The organism is Pseudomonas sp. R76 (genome assembly GCF_009834565.1).
Classification (GTDB): Bacteria; Pseudomonadota; Gammaproteobacteria; order Pseudomonadales; family Pseudomonadaceae; genus Aquipseudomonas.
In genome coordinates this window covers 904,499-924,471 of record NZ_CP019428.1, presented here as the reverse complement: position 1 = coordinate 924,471, position 19,973 = coordinate 904,499, and the positions used below count along the sequence as shown (strand labels likewise).

The 19,973-nt window shown below is 57.2% G+C and carries 19 protein-coding genes, 1 tRNA gene and 1 pseudogene; 17 read left to right on the top strand and 4 right to left on the bottom strand.

Going from position 1 to position 19,973, the window contains the following annotated elements; genetic code table 11:
• Positions 1–92 precede the first annotated feature (92 nt).
• The 6 genes from pth (at position 93) to PspR76_RS03970 (ending at position 5,130) form a co-directional block, all read left to right on the top strand.
• Entirely contained in the window at positions 93–677 is a 585-nt protein-coding gene (gene pth, locus PspR76_RS03995) for an aminoacyl-tRNA hydrolase (protein ID WP_159954065.1), read from the top strand.
• A gap of 21 nt (positions 678–698) precedes the next feature.
• Positions 699–1,799, top strand: coding sequence for a redox-regulated ATPase YchF (ychF, locus tag PspR76_RS03990; RefSeq protein ID WP_159954064.1), 1,101 nt, complete (start codon positions 699–701; stop codon positions 1,797–1,799).
• A 302-nt stretch (positions 1,800–2,101) separates the two neighbouring features.
• Entirely contained in the window at positions 2,102–3,016 is a 915-nt protein-coding gene (locus tag PspR76_RS03985; protein WP_159954063.1) for a sigma 54-interacting transcriptional regulator, read from the top strand.
• Between the two features lie 579 nt (positions 3,017–3,595).
• On the top strand, positions 3,596–3,961 hold the full coding sequence (locus PspR76_RS03980) for a hypothetical protein (RefSeq protein WP_159954062.1): 366 nt from the start codon (positions 3,596–3,598) through the stop codon (positions 3,959–3,961).
• 4 nt (positions 3,962–3,965) lie between these two features.
• Positions 3,966–4,751 carry a type III secretion system inner membrane ring lipoprotein SctJ gene (sctJ, locus tag PspR76_RS03975; RefSeq protein ID WP_159954061.1) on the top strand — a complete coding sequence of 262 codons (786 nt, stop codon included), beginning with the start codon at positions 3,966–3,968 and terminating at the stop codon, positions 4,749–4,751.
• Positions 4,744–5,130: a hypothetical protein gene (locus PspR76_RS03970; RefSeq protein ID WP_174245587.1), complete on the top strand. Its 387-nt coding sequence runs from the start codon at positions 4,744–4,746 to the stop codon at positions 5,128–5,130. The genes sctJ and PspR76_RS03970 overlap by 8 nt, the downstream gene beginning before the upstream one ends.
• Here the strand turns inward: PspR76_RS03970 and PspR76_RS03965 are convergent.
• From PspR76_RS03965 to PspR76_RS03950, 4 genes and pseudogenes are all read right to left on the bottom strand, one after another.
• A pseudogene (locus PspR76_RS03965) lies at positions 5,118–6,086 on the bottom strand (EscN/YscN/HrcN family type III secretion system ATPase); the annotation flags it as partial. The gene PspR76_RS03970 and the pseudogene PspR76_RS03965 overlap by 13 nt on opposite strands.
• On the bottom strand, positions 6,083–6,976 hold the full coding sequence (locus tag PspR76_RS03960; protein ID WP_159954060.1) for an FHA domain-containing protein: 894 nt from the start codon (positions 6,974–6,976) through the stop codon (positions 6,083–6,085). The pseudogene PspR76_RS03965 and the gene PspR76_RS03960, both read right to left, overlap by 4 nt.
• A gap of 37 nt (positions 6,977–7,013) precedes the next feature.
• Positions 7,014–9,107 (bottom strand): type III secretion system export apparatus subunit SctV, encoded by a 2,094-nt coding sequence (gene sctV / locus PspR76_RS03955; RefSeq protein ID WP_159954059.1) that lies wholly within the window; start codon positions 9,105–9,107, stop codon positions 7,014–7,016.
• The gene (locus PspR76_RS03950) at positions 9,104–10,159 is read right to left on the bottom strand and encodes a TyeA family type III secretion system gatekeeper subunit (protein ID WP_174245586.1); all 1,056 of its coding nucleotides are present in this window, start codon (positions 10,157–10,159) and stop codon (positions 9,104–9,106) included. Before PspR76_RS03950 ends, sctV begins: the two co-directional genes overlap by 4 nt.
• A 261-nt stretch (positions 10,160–10,420) precedes the next feature.
• On the opposite strand from PspR76_RS03950, the gene PspR76_RS03945 reads away from it, so the two are divergent.
• The 11 genes from PspR76_RS03945 to PspR76_RS03895 all read left to right on the top strand — a co-directional run bounded on the left by PspR76_RS03945 (position 10,421) and on the right by PspR76_RS03895 (position 19,844).
• Positions 10,421–10,972: an RNA polymerase sigma factor gene (locus PspR76_RS03945; RefSeq protein WP_159954057.1), complete on the top strand. Its 552-nt coding sequence runs from the start codon at positions 10,421–10,423 to the stop codon at positions 10,970–10,972.
• A 374-nt stretch (positions 10,973–11,346) separates the two neighbouring features.
• A tRNA-Met gene (locus PspR76_RS03940) sits at positions 11,347–11,423 on the top strand.
• A gap of 166 nt (positions 11,424–11,589) precedes the next feature.
• Positions 11,590–12,831, top strand: a complete 1,242-nt coding sequence (locus PspR76_RS03935; protein ID WP_159954056.1) for a tyrosine-type recombinase/integrase — start codon at positions 11,590–11,592, stop codon at positions 12,829–12,831.
• A 246-nt stretch (positions 12,832–13,077) separates the two neighbouring features.
• Entirely contained in the window at positions 13,078–14,022 is a 945-nt protein-coding gene (locus tag PspR76_RS03930) for a hypothetical protein (RefSeq protein WP_159954055.1), read from the top strand.
• Between the two features lie 82 nt (positions 14,023–14,104).
• Positions 14,105–14,359 carry a helix-turn-helix transcriptional regulator gene (locus tag PspR76_RS03925; protein ID WP_026078127.1) on the top strand — a complete coding sequence of 85 codons (255 nt, stop codon included), beginning with the start codon at positions 14,105–14,107 and terminating at the stop codon, positions 14,357–14,359.
• The gene (locus tag PspR76_RS03920; RefSeq protein WP_159954054.1) at positions 14,356–14,661 is read left to right on the top strand and encodes a hypothetical protein; all 306 of its coding nucleotides are present in this window, start codon (positions 14,356–14,358) and stop codon (positions 14,659–14,661) included. The genes PspR76_RS03925 and PspR76_RS03920 overlap by 4 nt, the downstream gene beginning before the upstream one ends.
• Before the next feature lie 533 nt (positions 14,662–15,194).
• The gene (locus PspR76_RS31175) at positions 15,195–15,479 is read left to right on the top strand and encodes a hypothetical protein (protein WP_015636993.1); all 285 of its coding nucleotides are present in this window, start codon (positions 15,195–15,197) and stop codon (positions 15,477–15,479) included.
• Positions 15,476–15,748 carry a DUF3077 domain-containing protein gene (locus tag PspR76_RS03910; RefSeq protein WP_159954052.1) on the top strand — a complete coding sequence of 91 codons (273 nt, stop codon included), beginning with the start codon at positions 15,476–15,478 and terminating at the stop codon, positions 15,746–15,748. The genes PspR76_RS31175 and PspR76_RS03910 overlap by 4 nt, the downstream gene beginning before the upstream one ends.
• Positions 15,745–18,633: a DUF927 domain-containing protein gene (locus tag PspR76_RS03905; protein WP_159954051.1), complete on the top strand. Its 2,889-nt coding sequence runs from the start codon at positions 15,745–15,747 to the stop codon at positions 18,631–18,633. Before PspR76_RS03910 ends, PspR76_RS03905 begins: the two co-directional genes overlap by 4 nt.
• A 95-nt stretch (positions 18,634–18,728) precedes the next feature.
• Positions 18,729–19,571: a chromosome segregation protein SMC gene (locus PspR76_RS03900; RefSeq protein ID WP_159954050.1), complete on the top strand. Its 843-nt coding sequence runs from the start codon at positions 18,729–18,731 to the stop codon at positions 19,569–19,571.
• A 93-nt stretch (positions 19,572–19,664) separates the two neighbouring features.
• Positions 19,665–19,844 carry a hypothetical protein gene (locus PspR76_RS03895; protein ID WP_159961315.1) on the top strand — a complete coding sequence of 60 codons (180 nt, stop codon included), beginning with the start codon at positions 19,665–19,667 and terminating at the stop codon, positions 19,842–19,844.
• The last annotated feature ends 129 nt before the right edge of the window (positions 19,845–19,973 follow it).

The window sequence follows — 19,973 nt, the reverse complement described above, 5'->3', positions numbered from 1 at the left end:
TTACTCTTGAGTAAATGATCTTTTGTTGTCCACTTTCGCCGCACGCAGGTGTCGGTGATGTTATCCAAAACTCCAAAGGAAGGGCCCCTGTCGTGACTGCCATTAAACTGATCGTTGGCCTGGGAAATCCAGGCGCCGAATACGAACAGACCCGGCATAACGCGGGGGCCCTTTTTGTTGAGCGTATCGCGCACGCCCAAGGTGTAAACCTTACGGCTGATCGCAAATATTTTGGTCTGACCGGGCGCTTCTCGCATCAGGGTCAGGATGTTCGTCTGCTGATTCCCACCACCTACATGAACCGCAGCGGCCAGGCTGTCGCGGCGCTCGCGGGCTTCTTTCGGATCAAACCCGAAGAAATCCTGGTGGCCCATGACGAACTGGACCTGCCACCCGGCGTTGCCAAACTCAAGTTGGGCGGCGGGCATGGCGGGCACAATGGCTTGCGCGACATCATCGCGCAGTTGGGCAATCAGAATAATTTTTACCGTCTGCGGCTCGGCATTGGCCACCCAGGCGTTGCCAGTATGGTTTCAAATTTCGTCCTGGGTCGTGCGCCACGCGCCGAACAGGAAAAACTCGATGCCAGCATCGACTTTGCCCTCGGCGTGCTGCCGGATATCTTCGCCGGTGAATGGAACCGCGCGATGAAAAACCTGCACAGCCAGAAGGCCTGACTCTTACCGAGGGGAAACACCATGGGATTCAATTGCGGCATCGTCGGCCTGCCCAACGTCGGCAAATCCACCCTGTTCAACGCCTTGACCAAATCCGGTATTGCGGCGGAGAACTTCCCCTTCTGCACCATCGAACCCAACAGCGGCATCGTGGCCATGCCTGACCCGCGCCTGCAGGAATTGGCGGCGATCGTTAACCCCAAGCGCATCCTGCCGACCACCATGGAATTCGTCGACATCGCAGGCCTGGTGGCCGGCGCGTCGAAAGGTGAAGGCCTGGGCAACAAGTTTCTGGCCAACATCCGTGAGACCGATGCCATCGCTCACGTGGTCCGCTGCTTTGAAGACGAGAACGTGATTCACGTTTCCAACAGCGTCGACCCGAAACGCGACATCGAGATCATCGACCTGGAGCTGATCTTCGCCGACCTCGACAGCTGCGAAAAACAACTGCAGAAAGTCGCGCGTAACGCCAAAGGCGGCGACAAGGACGCAGTGGTCCAGAAAGGCCTGCTGGAGCAGTTGATCGCTCACTTCACCTTGGGCAAGCCCGCGCGCAGCCTGATGAAGAGCATGAGCGCCGACGAAAAAATCGTCATCAAAGGCTTCCACCTGCTGACCACCAAGCCGGTCATGTACATCGCCAACGTCGCTGAAGACGGTTTCGAGAACAACCCGCTGCTCGACGTGGTCAAGGCCATCGCCGAGGAAGAAGGCGCGATCGTGGTGCCGGTGTGCAACAAGATCGAAGCAGAAATTGCCGAGCTGGATGACGGCGAAGAGAAAGACATGTTTCTCGAGGCCCTGGGCCTGGAAGAGCCTGGCTTGAACCGTGTGATCCGTGCCGGCTACGAAATGCTGCACCTGCAGACTTACTTCACCGCCGGTGTCGAAGAAGTGCGTGCCTGGACCGTCAAAGTCGGCGCCACAGCGCCACAGGCCGCCGGTGTGATCCACACCGACTTCGAAAAAGGCTTTATCCGCGCCGAAGTCATCGCCTACAACGACTTCATCCAGTACAAGGGTGAAGCCGGCACCAAGGAAGCCGGTAAATGGCGCCTGGAAGGCAAGGAATATATCGTCAAAGATGGCGACGTGATGCACTTCCGTTTCAACGTGTAAATAATACCTGCGGCGCCCACCGCAAATAAAAAGCCGATGCCCTGCATCGGCTTTTTTGTGGGCAACGGTTTCACGTACGAAGTAGTCTTATTACGTCAAACTACCAACCGCTTTAAGACTTCTCCTATTACCTTCAGGCACCTGCCCGGCTAAACGACTGAGCAAATTAGCGCCCTAACATCTCTAATTTCTCCTACACCATCTGCGTAAGTTCCTACTTCAAGATAAGCACATAAAATTTATAATCCCCACACTGCCGACCGCCTTTGAATAACGCACAGTAATAATGGAGCACCTACTCGATGTCGGACTCCAACCTTGGGGAAGTTGAAACGGATCGTTCAATCATTGCAGGATCAGACATTGAAAACACACTTAACAGCACAGCATCACTGAACATTGACATCCTGTTACTCGGAGAGACGGGTACCGGGAAAGACACCTTGGCCCAACGGGTCCATCGGTTGTCGGGGCGAAAAGGCAACTTTGTTGCAGTGAACTGCGCGGCCATCCCGGAAAGCCTCGCAGAAAGCCAATTGTTCGGCGTTAACAGCGGCGCCTTTACCGGGGCGATACAGTCGCGAGCCGGTTTTGTCGAAGCCGCTCATCTAGGCACTTTGTACCTCGACGAAATCGACAGTATGCCCCTGAACCTGCAAGCCAAATTGCTGCGGGTGCTGGAGTCGCGTGGCGTAGAGCGCCTGGGCTCGACCCGCTTCATTCCGGTCGATATGCGTGTTATCGCGTCAGCCCAGCAGTCGCTGCACCAAATGGTCGAGCTGGGCACCTTCAGGCGTGACCTGTACTTTCGCCTGAATGTCGTCAGCCTCGAACTTCCGGCCCTGCGGCACCAGCGAGAGCGGATCATTCCGTTGTTCCTGAAGATGCTCCAGGAAGAAGCCGAACAGTTCAAATGCCCGGCCCCGACCCCGCCAGCGGAGCTGCTGCAACAATTGCTGTGCCACACCTGGCTGGGCAATATTCGCGAATTGCGCTCGGCGGCCAAGCGGTTTGTGCTAGGTCTGCCAGCGCTCTCAATGCCCATGAGCAAACCGCAGGACAGTGAAATGAGCCTGAAGGCCCGCCTGCAACAAATTGAGAAAGCGCTGATAGAAGAGTCGCTGCACCGCAACGACCACTGTGTCGATAACGTGTCAGTTGAGCTAGGGCTCGCCAAGCGAACACTTTACTATCGAATGAAACAACTTGAGATATAACTGCCGCAGGCTGCGCCAGAGCATAACAAGCGGAGTTTTCCGAATGTTAGCCCGACATACTCTCGAATATTAAGTTAGTAAACAAAATAGAAAACCGTACGCCACTCGCCTCATCCAAGCATTATTAAACACATTTGAGGAGGCGCAGAAAGCCGTATAAAAGCCCTTCAGTGAAACATTTTTAAATAAATAGCCACTCTAAAATTGGAACACTTTACCTGCAACCCACCACATAAAATATGAGTGGTTTCCAAATCATTCAACACGCAACGATAGCTGACATTCGCTATCCGTCTTTGATTAGAAAAAAGAAGGTGATCTATGTCTGGAGTCAATAACTCTACCTCCGATTTGAGCCCTGCCCACATGCAACAACTGCAGCAAATCAACAATGACAAAGGAGCGAGGGTAGTCCAGGAGGCCAGGATGAGTGCTAAACAAGAAGAAGTTACAGCCATAGCCGGCCGTGTCAAAACTTTGCGCTTCGCCTAAGCCAAACCGACCTCCCCAGCCCTTCAGGTTGGGGAGGTTTCACTGTAACGACAGGCACAACAATAGATACGTTCGATGGAGATTCAGATGAACATCATCACCCCAGGGTTCCCGGAAAACGGTAATTTCACGACTCAGGCCGATGCGTCTGGCACGCTCAACCGAGCCTCCGACGTCAATTTTTTCAACGCTCAACTCAACGCCAACGAACCGTCCGGCAAAGCAGTTGGCCCTGTCATGGCATCGCCCGTTCCTTCCTGGGGCTCGGAAGAGTCGGATTCGTTATCGAGGCGCGTATCCAAGGGGTTCCGGGATGCCAGCCAGAACAAGAGGTCCAGGGATGCGAATGAATTCCCCCAATCGCTCGCCGAAGCGCACATCGACGTGATGTCACGGGTCAAGGTGATCAGCGCCATCACAAAAGGCGTCGATAAAATTTCAAGCATGGGCTAGATGCATGTTCCGTCGCCTGACCACCCTCGTGCTTTTGTCAACGGTGTTGATGCTCTCCGGCTGCGGTGAAAGCGTCGAGCTTCATCGCAATATTTCTGAACAGGAAGCCAACGAAGTCATTGCGGAACTGGCAGACAAGCAGATCCGGGCGCAGAAGATTCCAGGAAAAGACGGCGTCGCTGTTCGCGTCAAGGCAAATGACATCAGTCGAGCTGTTCGTACGCTGGACGCCGCCGGGCTGCCCCGGACGGCGCGCTCGACGCTGGGGGATATCTTTCGCAAAGAAGGCGTCATCTCCACCCCGCTGGAAGAGCGCGCACGCTACATCTATGCGCTGTCGCAGGAACTGGAATCGACCTTGTCGAACATAGACGGCGTGATCGTCGCGCGAGTCCATGTGGTGCTGCCTGAACGGGTAGCGCCAGGCGAGCCGGTACAGCCGGCCTCTGCCTCGGTATTCATCAAGCACAATCCGCGACTGGACCCCGACAATATCAATCCGCGTGTTCGCAGGATGGTTGCCAGCAGCATTCCGGGCATGGCCTCAGCCATAGACAACACCACAAAACTGACCGTCATTTTTGTACCGGCCACGGCCTACACAGAGCAGCAGCAACTCACTCATTTCGGGCCCTTTCTGGTGCCGGTACAAGAGCTTGGATTTTGGCGCACCAGCCTTGTGGCGCCTGTGATCGTTATTCTGCTGGGCGGCATTGGCTGGCTGGTCTGGCGTCGTCGCAAAGGGCTCATTCCGGCGGTGGCGCCTGCCGTGGCACCCGCTCATGAGTGAAGCGCTCAGTTGGGTTAGATGGTGGGCCTTCCCCTGGGAGGATGCTCACATCGACTGGCTCACAAAAACCGGCTTTGTGGAAACGCCAGCGCTTTCACGCAGCCATCATGGTCGGGTGAGCAGCCTGTTCGGCATCGAACCTGCGCTTCCCCCGCCTACGTCTGCGCCCTTGTTACAGCTGGTACTGAGCAACGCGCAACAACGGGACCTTGCACTGGCACTCGTCAATGAGGTGTACAACGCGCCCCACGACAGCCGGTTAAATCAGGATCAGATTCTTTGGTGCCAGCGCTTGAGCAAGGCACTGCCACCCGACCCGATCCCGGTAAGCATCGACGACCCACTGCACTATCTGCGCGCGTGGGTCAGTACCGTGTAGATCGCAGTGATAACGCCGTCGCGGGTCAACCCGGCGCGCTCCACCAGACGCGGCAACAAGCTGTACACCGAGGGCGGTAAACCACCGCGGCCCAAGGGCTCACCGGCCGCCAGGCCGATTTCCCGCTGGGCGCGGGCAAAACGCGTCAAGGAGTCAATCAGCAGCAGCACACGTTTGCCCTTGCGTCGATAGCCTTCAGCCAACGCGGTGGCGGTGAACGCTGCACGGGCACGCTCCATGCTTGAACGGTCGGACGTGGCGCACACCAGCACGGCTTTGGCCCGCAACTGATCGTCCAGCTCATGATCGAGAAACTCCCGCAGCTCCCGACCACGCTCGCCGATCAGGCCAAACACGATCACATCGCACTCGACGTTACGGGCGATCTCCGCCAGCAAGGTGGTCTTGCCACAGCCGGCACCGGCAAACAGGCCCACACGCTGGCCTTCGCCGAGCGTCAGCAAACCATCGATCGAGCGCACGCCGGTGGCCAAGGCTCGATTGATCCTCGGCCGCTCGGTCGGCAACGGCGCCTCACACAACACCATGCTTGCATCCGGGCCGTCGGTCTCGACGAACGCACTGGGGCCAACGCCGGTAATCGGCCGACCGAAACCATCGAGCACCTGGCCCAACAGCTCATCACTGACCCGTACCTGATGCGACACACCCAGGCGCTCCACGCTGGCACCCACGCGTATGCCTTCAAGGTTGCCCAGGGCACTGAGTACGGCATCCTGCTGATCGAAACCGATGATCTCGGCGAGCATGTACTCGTCGGCAGACTTTTCAACCTGGCACAAGTCACCGATACGCGCGTCGGGCAATCGGCACTGCAACAGCATGCCGTTGACGCGCTGGACCCGGCCGCGCATGGTCACCGGCATCAGGTTGACCAGCGACTGGGCCTGGCGTTCTCGCCAGGCATCCAGACGCGTTTGCAGTTCCTCGCTCACCAGCGCACCTCAAAACGCTGTGCGCCGTCGAAGACCACCTTGCTGTTGTCGATCAGCACCAGACGCAAACCGTCCACTTCATCACCGACAAACAACCGGCTGCCCTCTTCCAGCACGACATGGCCGTTCGGCCCGCCAACAATCTGCACAATCTTGAACGGCAGTGTCCCGTCGCGTACACGCACGCGGCTGATCACCGGGACCGCGCTGTCATACAGCTCACCAAAACGGTTGAGCATGCGCGATACCAACTCCACATCGTCCTGGGAAACCTCGCCGCTGAGCGCGACTTGGCCATTGATCACTTGCAAGCTGACCCGTTTGCTCAACTCACGCTCACTGAGCATCTTCAACAGCTGCTGGCGCACTTCAAACGGTGAGGCCAGTTCGTGTTTTACCACCACGGGAGGCATCAACGAGGCCTGGGCCTGACGCTCCCCCGTGGACGCCAACCCCACCACTACGAGGACTATCGCAACCACCAGCACTGCGCTGATCAGACGTTTTTGCTGCGTTTGCGAGATGGATGATAATTGCAGCACTCGCGGCGCTTGCGTGGGCCGCGACGGTGACGCAGGGGCGGGCGCTTCAGGCCATGGTTGATCCGCCAAGGTGACACACAGCCGGATAGCCCCCACTGAAAACGGCAGGTTCAGCACCAGACTCGCGATCTGTGCCAGCACTTGCCCCTCATGGTCGTGCAGCAGCCCGGCCTCGGCCTGCACCGACCAGTTTGAGCCGATCAGTCGCAACCGCGCGTGCTGCTCGGCGATCCCCGGATCATTGAGCATCAGGTCAGCGTCGGGGTGCGCGCCAATGCTCCACTGCTCACCAAAAAGCGGCAACGCGGCGCCCTGGCGCAAGCCATTGAGTACCCGCAACTCAAACATTATCGAGCCCTCCCGTGCGTTGCAGCCAACTGCAGATTCATGCCACCGCACCGCGCATCAGCTCATCCTGAGCCAGGTCAAAACGCCCAAGCACTTTCACCTTCGAAGCGCTTCCCAACTCGGCAAAGGACAGCACCGGCACATGGTTGAACTCTTCCAGGAGCAGGGTGCGCAGTGGGCTACGCAGGTCTTGCGCCACCAACATCACACTTTTGCTCTTGGAACGTGCGGTAAAGGCCTGGTTAAGGAGGTTGATCAACGCGGCGCTGTTTTCGTTGTCGAGCGCAAAAAACACCCCGGTCTGAGTCTGGCGCAGCGCCTCGCGCAAAATGTTCTCGGTGCGCGGCGAGAGCAGCCAGGCATGCAGGCCGTCCTCCTCGCTGTACTGATGGAAGATCTGTGCCTTGAGGGCAATGCGCGCATAGTCAGCTAACGCATCAGGCTCACGCTCATGCTGGCCGTACTCGATCAGCGACTCGACAATCAGCCGCACGGCACGCAACGGCACCCCTTCACTGGCCAGGCGTTGCAACACCGCCGAAAACCGCGAGAGCGGCATGATGCGTTGCAACTCCTGCACCAATTCCGGCTGGTTGTGTTCAAGCCAACTGAGGATCGACTTACTCTCCTGGATACCCAGGAACTGCGGCCCGCTGAGCATCATCGCCTGCCTCATGCGTTCGATGATCAAACTCGTCGCGGTGAAGCGCTCCAACTGCGGGTCATCCAGCAGCGGATCATCAGGAGCCAACCACACCCAATCCTGCTCATCACGCTCGGCAAGCCCCGGTATAGCGTGCTCAGGTACGACTGTCAGTGCCTTGCGATCCACGGCCACATGGTTAACGACCGAGGCCTTGACCATCGGCACTTCATGTACGCAAAAACGCATTTCATCATTGGCCAGCGAGTCATCGAGTTCGACTTCAAACGGCGGCAGTGTCAGACCAATATTGGCGACCAGCGTGTTTCGAGCCAGGCGAATCCCGTGAATAAGATCCGTAACCTCAGGGGTGCCTCGCAGGCTCGGGGGAAACTGCAGCAAGTAAGGCCGCGACGGATCGAACCCGCGCAAGTCTTCATCACCGTTCTGTTCGGGGCGTACGGCGTCGACGGCTTCATCGGCGGGCGCCTCTGCGCGTTGACGCTGGCGCATCAAGTAATAACCCAGGCCGCCAGTTGCCATGGAAATCAGGATAAACACCAGGGTGGGCATGCCGGGCACTATCGCAAACGCGAGCATCCCCACCGACGCGATCATCCAACTCTTGGGTTCGCTGGTCATTTGCCGGGCGATTTCGGCGCCCATGTTACTGATGCCCTTGCGCCCGTCCGGCGCCACACGGGTGATAATCATGCCCGCCGTCAGGGAGATCAGCAGCGCAGGAATCTGTGCAATCAGGCCATCGCCGATGGTCAGTACCGAATACAGCTGGATCGACTCGCCAGCGCTCAAGTTATGTTGAAACATGCCCGTGGTGAAACCACCCAACAGGTTGACCACGACGATAATCAAACCGGCGACGGCGTCGCCTTTGACGAACTTCATGGCCCCGTCCATGGCGCCGAACAATTGGCTCTCGCGGGATAACTGCTCACGCTTGTCCCGCGCTTGTGTGCCGTCGATCAGGCCGGCACGCAGGTCACTGTCGATAGACATCTGTTTACCCGGCATCGCGTCCAGGCTGAACCGCGCCGCAACCTCGGCGACCCGTTCCGAGCCCTTGGTGATGACCAGGAAGTTGACCAGGGTCAGGATCAGAAAGATCACCATGCCCACCGCCAGGTTGCCACCCACCACGAAATTGCCGAAAGCCTCAACGATGTCGCCAGCGTCCTGCTCCAACAGAATCAGGCGCGTGGTGGCGATCGACAGCGCCAGACGAAACATGGTGGTCAGCAGCAGAATCGAAGGAAACGATGAAAACGCCAAAGGCCCCGGCAAATACAGCGCCAGCACAATCAACAGGCAAGAGATGCAAATGTTGATCGCAATCAGGATGTCCACGAGCCAGGTCGGCAGCGGCACGATAAAGATAAACACAATGCCCAGGACCACCACCGCGCCCAGCACTTCGGCACGCTGTGCCACTTTGAGCAAGACGCGGTTGATGGCCGAGAGTGCATTCACGCAGACGCCCCCAAGTCACCGGAAAACTTTCCAGGGCCCTGCTCGCCGCGGCGCAGTTCGTCCAACACCGCCAAAAAGCTACCCAAAGCCTTATCGCGTACCCGGCTGTCAGACCACAAGTCCAAAGGCAAATCGCGAGTCATGGGGTAAAGCGCGTTGAGGAGTACCACTTGTCGGGTACTCGTGCCATTCCCCAGATCCTGCCCAAACCGCAGGATTTCAGGCTCATCGATACCGCTGTCGGCATACCCCAGCTGGCGCTGCAAAAGGCTCACGGCGTCATGGTTCAGGCCCAGGCGCTCGATCAACGCCTGGCCGGCGGCCAACACTGTGCCCAGCTTCCCGCAGCTTTGCAGAGCCAGCAACAAGGTGCGCAACCGCGGCGTGGACGTTTTCGACACCAGCGTCGCGATGTCGTCAGCCAAGGCTTTGCGCATGCTGCCGAGCCTGGCGGAAAACGTATCGCCACCATATACACCCAGCAGGGCCTGCATCATCGTAGCCAGAGACTGGCGCGTGGCTACACTGGAGTAATAAAGCGCGCGCAGCGCTTGGCGTTCCTGCGCATCACCTCCGGCCTGCGTCAACGCCGTGGCGAACTTAAGGCCCGCCTGGATTTCCCCTTTGAAGCCGACCGTCAGCGCGGCGATGGCATCCCGCGCCAAGGCCGCGTCAGAGGCGCGCGCGTCATTGGACGCCTGGTTTTCCAAATGCTTGAGCACCACGAACGCACGCGCGGGGTCGCCCTCGGCAAGCTGCAGCAGCTTGTCGACACTGGAGTGCTGCTGCAATTGCTGCCTGAACCGTAGAGAAATAGCTGCCAACGACTCCTGAGCCGGATGGCCCAATTGGTCATACAGTTGTGCAAGCTGCTCGACGGGGGGAACGCGTATCGGCGCCAACCGCAGATTCCGGTTATTGGCGATCAAGTCCTGGTCGAATAGCGGGGCAAGCTCATCGACCTTCTCTGACGCGGGTTTGGAGACAGGCGCAGTGGATTGTTGATCCAGGCGCTGGGTAGAGGGCGCATCTTTGGGGGATTCGACTTTCATAAGCATGCCAAGAAGGGAAGAGTGTGTCCCTATGTGGCGAGGCCTGCCGATACGGTTCCATCAAAACTCGACTTTAGACACACTTGCAAAGACCCGCACAAACCGTCGGCGCTTTTTGCAAATTACGGCGTAAAAAATAATGAATTCAATATATTTATTTATATAAATCAATAGGTTGAGAAGATTTTTCCATTGGCATAGCCAGTGCAAAGGGGTTCGCATCGAAAACATTTCGATAGCGTCTACCCTGAGGAAAAAATCATGAATATCCCTATTGAAGCTTTAGCGCACCTGGTTGGCAGCTCGCCTCAATTCATGCATCACCTGACGGACGATCAACAAAAAAAACTTCGGCGCTTCATTCACAAGCGCGTACTCAACCCCGAAGATGCCGACGACATTCTGCAACTGACGTACCTGGAGGCGTGGCGCAACAGGGAGCGTTTCAGCGGCCAGGCAAGCCTCAGTACCTGGATGTGCGGCATTGCGCAGAACCTGGTGCGCAACCATTTTCGACGCCTGTACGCCAAGCCGGTGCATTGCGAATTCGATGAATCGCTGTGGCACGGCCAAGAGGAAAACAACAATCTGGATTGGGAGTTCGAGATCAACCGCCGACTGGAAAAAACCCTGACGGCGATCGACCACCTGCCAGTAGAAATGCGCAAGACGCTGTACGCCTCGCTGGAGACTGACGGTAGTTACCAGGACACGGCCGACGTATTGGACATCCCGATCGGCACCGTTCGCTCACGCTTGTCACGCGCGCGTGAACACCTGAAGCGTGTCACACACACCCCGTCGCAACCGTAAGGCCCTTTAAAGGGTAATCGTTGGGCGGCAGGGATATCTGCCCAACCGAATTACGCTTTTCATACGCAGCAGCTGTATCGCCGCCACTCGCTCGATACTCTGCTCTGTACACGCTAACGGCTAACACCAATCCACTGTGGGAGCTGGCTTGCCTGCTATTGCAGTGGGTCAGCCGATGATGAGGTTGAATATGCCGCCGTCATCGCAGCCAAGCCAGCTCTCACAGGGATTTGCGTGGCGTCCTGAGTAGGAGAAACCCCCACGCCACTCGTCGCCCGAACCGGCATTTTCGGTTAAACGGTTGAAAGCGTAGATAAAAATTGAAAATAAACGCTTGACGCATTCCCGTTCTACGCGAATAATGCGCGCCACTTGGCTACATAGCTCAGTTGGTTAGAGCATAGCATTCATAATGCTGGGGTCCGGGGTTCAAGTCCCTGTGTAGCCACCAAGTACCGATCCATAGATGTCTACAGCAGTCTATGAATCACCTCAAGAAGCCCGCCTAGTGCGGGCTTTCTTGTTTCTGGCTGTCCACCTCTATCTATCCCTATCCTTCCCCTCCGTGTATGCCCACGTGTATGCTTCATAAATAATTGAACTGAAGGCATACAAGGATGAAACGCACAGATATCAAGCGACGCCCTCTCGCTGACACGACACTTTCCAGCCTGGAGCCTGAGGCGGGGGCATACCGCGAACTAGACAGCCCAGGGCTGTATTTCAGGGTCAAGCCAAACGGCCAAAAGTCCTGGGAATTACGCTACAAGAAGCCGGACGGCAAATGGTCATGGCTTGGTCTTGGCGGCTACCCGGAAGTGGGTGGCGCTTTCGCTCGACAGAAAGCGGCTGATCTACGCTCCGACGCATCGGAAGGCAAGAACCCGATCACCTCCAAGAAAGCTCGCCAAGCCGCCGAGATCGATGCGGCCAACGACACCTTTGAAGCATTGGCAAGGGAGTGGCACACGTCTCGCCTTAGCGGCTGGGATGCTGGTACGGCTAAAAGGATACTTGGCGCACTTGAACGCCATGTATTCCCCTCGCTCGGTAAACGCCCCTACACCTCAATCATGTCGATGGAGTGGATGGAGCTATTGAGAGGGCTTGAGCGTCAGGGGATTCTGGAACAGATGAGCCGTGTGAGGGCTTACTGCAAAGATATCTATGATCTAGCTCGAGTGACCGGCAGAGCAGTCAACAATCCGCTGGAGGGTGTGCATAAATTTCTGTCCTCGGGAAAGGCAGAGAACTACGCCCATGTCTCCCCTGATGAGCTTCCAGGGTTACTCCGAGCGATACGCTCCTATCCCCACGCCAAAGATGTGCAGCTTGGCCTAAGGCTGTTGACCCTGATGGCTGTACGCCCCAGCGAACTCCGAGAAGCACACTGGGTAGAGTTCGATTTCGACAAGATGCTGTGGACCGTTCCAGTCGAGCGCAAGGGTCGTAAGAAAGGTCGTGAGCACCTGGTACCACTATGCACTCAAGCAGTCGAAGCCCTATTGGAGCTTCGGCAACTCACCGGCGCTTACCCACTCCTGTTTCCAGGTAGAAGCGACCGCACTAAACCCCGCAGCGATACCGTGTTCCTAATGGCACTCAGACGCCTTGGCTACGAAGGGCGCCAGACCGGTCATGGCTTCCGCCACATCGCCAGTACGATCCTCAACGAGCACGGATATCCTGCTGACCATATCGAGGCCCAACTCAGCCACAAGGCACAAGGTGTCCGCGGGATTTACAACAAGGCTCAATACCTTGAGCAACGCTCGCAGATGATGCAGTGGTACGCCGATCATCTTGATTCCCTAGAGGCCGGAAATGTAGTGCAAGGTCAATTTGGGAAGGCCGTGTGAAGCCGTTAGCCCTATACCCCCTCAAAAATCGTGTTACGGGTGTTACGCGTGTTACGCCTACCAATAACCCATTGTATTTATTGAATATATTTAGCGTTACACGCACTGCAAAGCTTCTGAGCGCCGCGCGTTACATCGGGCAGTCGTGTTACAGAAAGAGAACACCGGCAACCCTGCTGGCATCAGCGTTTCCATTAGGGAATCGCTGTAACAGCCTACCGGCGTCGGGGCGGAGGGGAGATCTAAATGGACTTTGAGCGGGGCATCGAGGCAGAAGAACTCGAGCTCGAAATCGCAGGTTTCGACGTAACGTGCTTGGTGTGGGATCAGGACGATGTCGAGGCAGCCGTTCGCAATCTTGCGCTGTTTCGGCAGTTCAACGAACACTTCAGAGATGCCTTTGATCTGATCAACACGGCTACCTCGTTCTGGCTTGAGGAGGGCTCCTACGCTCCGTGTGCAGAGTCGGTAACAACAACCCTTTATCGACTTCGCGATCCCATTAGCGAGCATGCCAGTTATGCAGAGGCAGGCTCATTGCCCAGTGTCATTCGACGGTTTCTTGGGGTGAGTCATTCCGCAGCAGACTCACAGCTTGCGGCGACCTTTGCCCTTGTAATGGGAACGCAGGCTGTGGAAACGCTTGCAAATTGGCTGTTCGACCTTGAGCTCACCACTTACGACATTGATGCAGACCTGATAGAGCAGCTGAAACATGACTCACCACGCCAGTACCTTGCCCTGATCAAAAAGGAGCGGGATCGCAGCAGCGGGAATGAGATCAGGGCACGAGAAGAATTCGCGACGTTACTAGGCGAGGCGAATCAAGCGCTGCTGATGGCGAGTCTTTATCGCCAGGTGGAGCAGATGGATGTGTTTAAAAAAGGCTTCAATACATCAAGCCTGATGCATCGAATTCTCAACGACGCCTTGTCGACAAAGGCGACGAGAAGGGGCCAGGAAGCCGGTAAGGGAAACCGAGATCCCAGCTCAAAAGTACAGACTGACACAATGGATAGACGAGCAAAAATCAAGGCGGCTGCCGAGCAAATCATTAATGGTCGGAAAATTGAAATGCGAAGCCTGTCCGATGCTGAGCTGACCAATATTCTTTCCGAACGGAAGAGCCACGGCACAAAAAAAACCATTCGAGAGCATTTAACCGCTCTGGGCCTTAGACCTCTGAAATAAAAAAGGGAGCGGACACAGTCCACTCTTCCTCCCCTGCGTAGCGTATGACCCGTTGTCTCAATTAACAAAGGGTTAGCTCGCTATGACTACCGTATTAAAAGCAATTCCCTCGCACGATCCCTCAATGACCCTCATCCGCATGCCCGAGGTCATTTCAATCGTAGGGCTCGCACGCCCGACTATCTACAAGCTGATGCGTCAACCTGAAAGCGGATTCCCGTTGCCGGTAAAGCTGAGTAACAGCAATGCCCGAAGCGCTCCGGTTGCGTGGGTATTGGGGGAAGTTCAGGCATGGACACGTGCACGCATCGCTGCCCGCGATCAGGTGGCAGCATGAAAAATCGAGCTGCCAACAGGGCAATCCTGCAGCCCTTTTCTGTGCTCAGAAAAGTGGGTTTCTCATCACGCGGTATGCAGCGATTTGAACGTTACCGCACGGAGCAAAAACGCCTGAACCGGGACGTCATGGTGATGCGATGGAGAGATGGCATCTGGTGCGCATTGTCAGTTCCTTGCCAAGCCCCGCAAGCAATCATCGTCGACGAAGGGCAACAGATAGACGCCTATGAGGATGCACGCGCCTGCCTCGAAGGCGACCTGTTGCCCTTTGTCTCCCTGCGCTGGGACATCCATGCCTGAAACGAAAACGCCCCCGGCGGCAACCGGAGGCGTTGAGGTAAATCTACATGCCTGATCAATTTATGCCGCATCCAAAAAATCCGCAAGTGATCTGCACAGTTGCACTTTCAAAAAACGGACGTTACTCTCTAGCTGTCGCTGCAAATTCAGCGACCGGGCGTGGAAACCCGTTTGAAAACTTGGCGCACAGGCGCCCCCATTACGATTGCAGGCGTCTTTTTTTACGCCTTCGATTTCGAGTTATGGCGGCTGTGTGTGGGCAGGCTTCGGCCTGGCCGGGTTCCAAGTTTCCCGGTATTTCCACCCCATGCACAGCTGCCACCCAATCCCGTGGAAAGGATCGTGGCAGTTCCATAGTCAAAACTTGGAGCGCCACCTATGCACGCCCTCAATCCGTCCAAAATTCGCGCCGCTGCTCATCGAGCTATGGCTCTCGCCGCTTTACACGCCAACTCCAGCCTCGCTACACGCCTTTCCCGTTACAACGCCCATATGTCAAAGGCTCGCGCCCTGGAAGCCGCCGGGGGTGCCCAATGAGCATGCTCCCAGGCTTTTCACTGCCCGAGGATCTGCTCTGCGTCAGCCAGGACGCTGAAGCCGGTATTCCCATCGACGCTATCACCTGCGCCCTCGACCGTGCCGATTCAGTTCTCATGCTGCTGGAAGATCATTTAGACGGCGATAAACCCGCACTCTCCAACCGCGTGCTGTCATCCGTCATTTGGGACGTGCGCGGCACCTTGGGCTTGATCAAAACACTCGCCTTGTATGGTGATGCCTCCTCTGTGCCAATGGGTCAGAAAGGCGGTGCTCTATGAACACTGCCAACACCCTCGGGCGTGCCGAATTCTCATGCGTTGCCAGCGGTCCTCAAAAGCTGTTTAGGGTCAATGCAGGCGTGCCGATCGAGGACGCACTTGAGGCCATATCGCTGTTTCAGCACTACGCCAATCAACTGACCCTCGATGCTGCCATGAGTAACGAGGGCGAGCGTTTCAGTTGGCCGGCGTTCTACCTGGGCGAGATGGCAAAAGCACTGATCGATGACGTCAACGATGCGCTGTATGCAACGAGGACAGCACCATGACTCTGCGCACCGGCAACACCTCAAAACGTCCCAGCTTTGCCGACGTAAAAATCGCTGCTCTCAAGAACATCGACCGCGTGCTTGCTCAATGGCTGCCGAACGGCAAACGCGTCGACGGCGGCAAGGAGTACACAGCACCGAACCCGACGCGCACGGACAAACGTGCAGGCTCACTCAAGGTGAATTTGAGCAAAGGCACCTGGGCGGACTTTGCCACCGGCGATAAGGGCGGCGACCTGATCGACCTGGTGCGCTACATCGACGGCGGCACGGACGTCGAGGCCTGTAAAAAACTGGCAGATCTGCTCAGCGTTTCCGCAGGATCTGCAACCACCAAGACCGCACCGCCTAAGAGCGCAATGGCAGAGTGGATTGCAATTCAACCGATCCCGGCCGAGGCTATGAACAAGTGCCCAGCCAAACACCGGCAACACGGTGTTCCGTCCAAGGTGTGGATCTATCGGGATGCGCAGGGCCTGCCGGTCATGGCGCTGTATCGCTTCGACCTGGGCTCCGATGAAGACGGCAAGTCGAGAAAGGTCTTTGCGCCGTTGACCTGGTGCAAACGCTCCGATGGTCAAACCACGCAATGGCGCTGGCAAGGATTGCTGGAGCCTCGGCCACTGCTACGCCTGGATGAGCTGTCACAGCGGGCCGATGCGCCAGTGGTGTTATGTGAAGGCGAAAAGGCTGCTGACGCCGCCGCTGAACTGATGCCCGACTACGTCGCCACCTGTTGGCCGAACGGCTCCAACTCTTGGCACAAGGCTGACCTGACGCCACTCAAAGGGCGCGCTGTGGTGCTATGGCCGGATAACGATGCCAGCGGTAAGACGTGCATGGACGCCATCGAGCTCAAGCTGATTGAGCTGAGCGCCGCATCAGTACAACGAATCTCGCTCGACGTGTTCAAGCTCAAGCCCAGCAGCAAAGGCGGCAAACCGACGCTCATTAAGGGTGGAAGATGGGCGGAAGGCGATGATGCAGCGGATGCATTAGCCAAAGGCTGGACCGCAGACCACGTCGCCGAGCTGGTGCGCAGCGGTGAGTTATTCGGCGGTGCCGCTGAGCCAACTGAACCCCAAGAACAGGCGGCCAAGGCGCCCGCCAAACGCCTCGCGAAATCGAAAAATGATCTGTTGCCGGGCGGCTTTCGGCTGACGCCTGAAGGGGTGTTTTATTCCGGCGATGATGGCGAGGCGCGTCCTGTATGTTCGCCTCTCGAAATCATCGCTCGCACTCGCGACGACAAGGGCCACAACTGGGGCTTGTTGGTGGAATTCGACGACCCGGACGGCGCCAAAAAACGCTGGAACATTCCAGCCAGGACCATGACCGGCGACTTCGGCAAGGATGTACTCGGCCCACTGGTAGACATGGGGCTGCGCCTTGCCGGAAGCCGATCAGGACGCAATGCCCGCAATGACCTACAGAGTTATCTCGGCGGCTTCGACAGCGCCCAGCGCGCACGCTTGGTGACGCGCCTGGGCTGGCACGACAAGGCGTTTTTATTGCCCGAACAACAGATCGGCTCGCACGCCGAACACCTGCATTTTTATGAGGCCGGAGCCCAGTTACCACCGATCAGCGAGGCGGGCTCTCTGGAGCAGTGGCAGCAGCAAATCGGCGCGCTGTGCGTTGGCAACCACCGCTTGGCATTTGTCGTTTCTGTGGCCTTTGCAGGCCCGTTGCTGAACCTGCTCGGACATGAGTCGGGCGGTTTCCACCTGTACGGCGACAGCTCCGGTGGCAAGACCACCCACTTGCAGGTCGCCGCCTCAGTCTATGGAGGGCCGCGTCTGGTGCGCTCGTGGCGCTCGACCGATAACGCCTTGGAGTCCATCGCTGCTGCACACTCAGACGGCCTCCTGGTGCTGGATGAAATCGGCATGTGCGACCCGCGCATTATTGGCGAGACGGTCTACATGCTCGGCAACGGCACCGGTAAGGCCCGAGCGAATGATCGAGGACAAGCGGGCCGACAGGTGCAGGAGTGGCGCTTGCTGTTTCTCTCGACCGGCGAGAAGACGTTGGCGCAGCACATGGCGGATGCCAACAAGGAGCTGAAAGCCGGTATGGAGGTGCGCATGCTCGCCGTCCCAGCCGATGCGAGCAAAGGTCTCGGCATGTTCGATGTGTTGAACGGTTTTGAGGATGCTGCTGCCCTCTCCGATGCGCTCAAGGCTCGCGTAGCCAAGTACTACGGCACGCCCCTCACCGCCTTCCTGCACGCACTATGTGCGCCTGGAGAAATGCTCAGATGGGCGGTGATTGTTCGCCGCACGGTGGAGCAGTTCATCACTCAAAACCTGCCCGCCTCGGCCAGCGGCCAGGCCCAGCGTGCCGCCCTTCGCTTTGGCCTCGCAGCAGCGGCCGGAGAGTTGGCCACCGCCTTCGGCGTCACCGGCTGGCCGGACGGTACGGCCACGACCGCCGCACGTGTGTGCCTGCATGCATGGCTGGCCGAACGCGGCGGCGCCGGTAACTTCGAGGGCGATGCGATCCTGGCACGACTACGCCAGGTCATCGAGCGATTCGGAGAAAGCCGCTTTACCCGCTGGGAATCTGCCGCCGCCAAGATCGATGAGCACGGCCCACGCACGATTGATCGGTTGGGCTTTCGCAAGACCCTGGAACACGGCATGGGCGACGCCCTGCACACCACCAACACCTACTACGTGCTGCCTGAAGCCTGGAGGGCCGAGATCTTCAAGGGCATGAATATCAGTGCGGTGAACAAGGAGCTGCTGCAACGGGGCGTGCTCGAGCCGGGAAGTGATGGAAAGGCGTACAGCTTGATTCGCCTGCCCGGGTTAGGACCTCAACGCTGCTATGTGGTGAAGACAGTCCCTGGAACGGATGAAAGCGAGGCCAAGGCCGCCTGACGACAGGCCTGCTGATCGAGGTAGCGCCGGCTAATTCCCGGCCTCGCCAGCCGTTCAACCATTCCTATCAAACGTAATGCTCAGAGACTATACAGATGAACACTATCCAAGAACTGAAAGACCGCCGCGACACACTGACCCTCGAAATGGAGAGCATTCAGGGTGACCTGGCTCCCTTCGAAGAGGCGCTGGAAAGCCCAGAGGTCATCCAGCAGGGCCGTCAACGAGCCGTGCAAGATGAAATCAACGATCACAAAAGACGCATCGACTTGCGAAATCTGGAAATCAGCAACCTGAATCAAAAGATTTATCGCATTGAGACATTGGCAAACCGTGAGAGCCTGGCTGCGGGATATCTCAGCGAAATGGCGAACTGGAAAGCCGACGAGATGGAACTCAACGAAAAGCGCAGCAGCATCGAGACCCGGTTGCAGCAGGTCCGCCAGAGCGATCAGGAAGACATGGCAAAGGCCCGACAAGCTGAAACTGACGCAGCCACTGCCTATGCACAGGCCGTCGCGTGGGGCGATGTGGAGGGCGAGAAAGCTGCTAACGCAGAAGCTCAAAAGGCAGCAAAGAACCTCACGGGTGCTGCTGAGCATCACCGCCGCCAACAACTGCTCATCACCGCCCTGGAGCAGGAGCTGGTGACGATTGATCTGCATATCACGGAGGCACAAAAAGAACGCGCCAAGATCGAGAACAAAGCGGCACATCTGGCGAACACAGTGCTAGAAGAAAAGTGGAACGAGGCCGCGAAAGAGTTGTTGGAAACTGGCGGTAAGCTGTGGGCCGCACGAGATCTGATCAATCGTGACCCGGTTGCACTGATGAAGTTGGATATCCCTGAACAGGGCGAGCATTTTGGAAGCTGGACTTGGCGAGAACTCATAGATCGCTCGCGCCAACACAGCCTTATTGACCTACTGGCGGCCTAACCTGAACTCTCCCCAAGGCAACCGGCGAGGGTCGGCTGCTTCGGGCCAACCATCGGTCTAACCATGAATAAACCACCACAGAACAGTGCTCAGATGCCTGATTACCTAAAGGCCCGAAAGCTGCATTTGAACGGGATAATTGTCGGCATAGCTAGCATGAAGAAGCTCAATGTAAAAGCAAACAAAAGCACTCGAGTCGAGACACTCACGATTGATGCAATCAAGGCAGAGCTTGCCTTCATTGACCTCCAACTCAAAGGAAAAGGTGACTGATAAAGTGGCGAAAGCTTAGGCAGCTTTCGCTTCGCTAGATCCTCACATTACGAAACAAGCCTCCAGATTTTTCTGGCTTCTGATTTTTGGCGGCTGTGGACTTAGGACCGCTTTCGGCCAAAAGCAGTC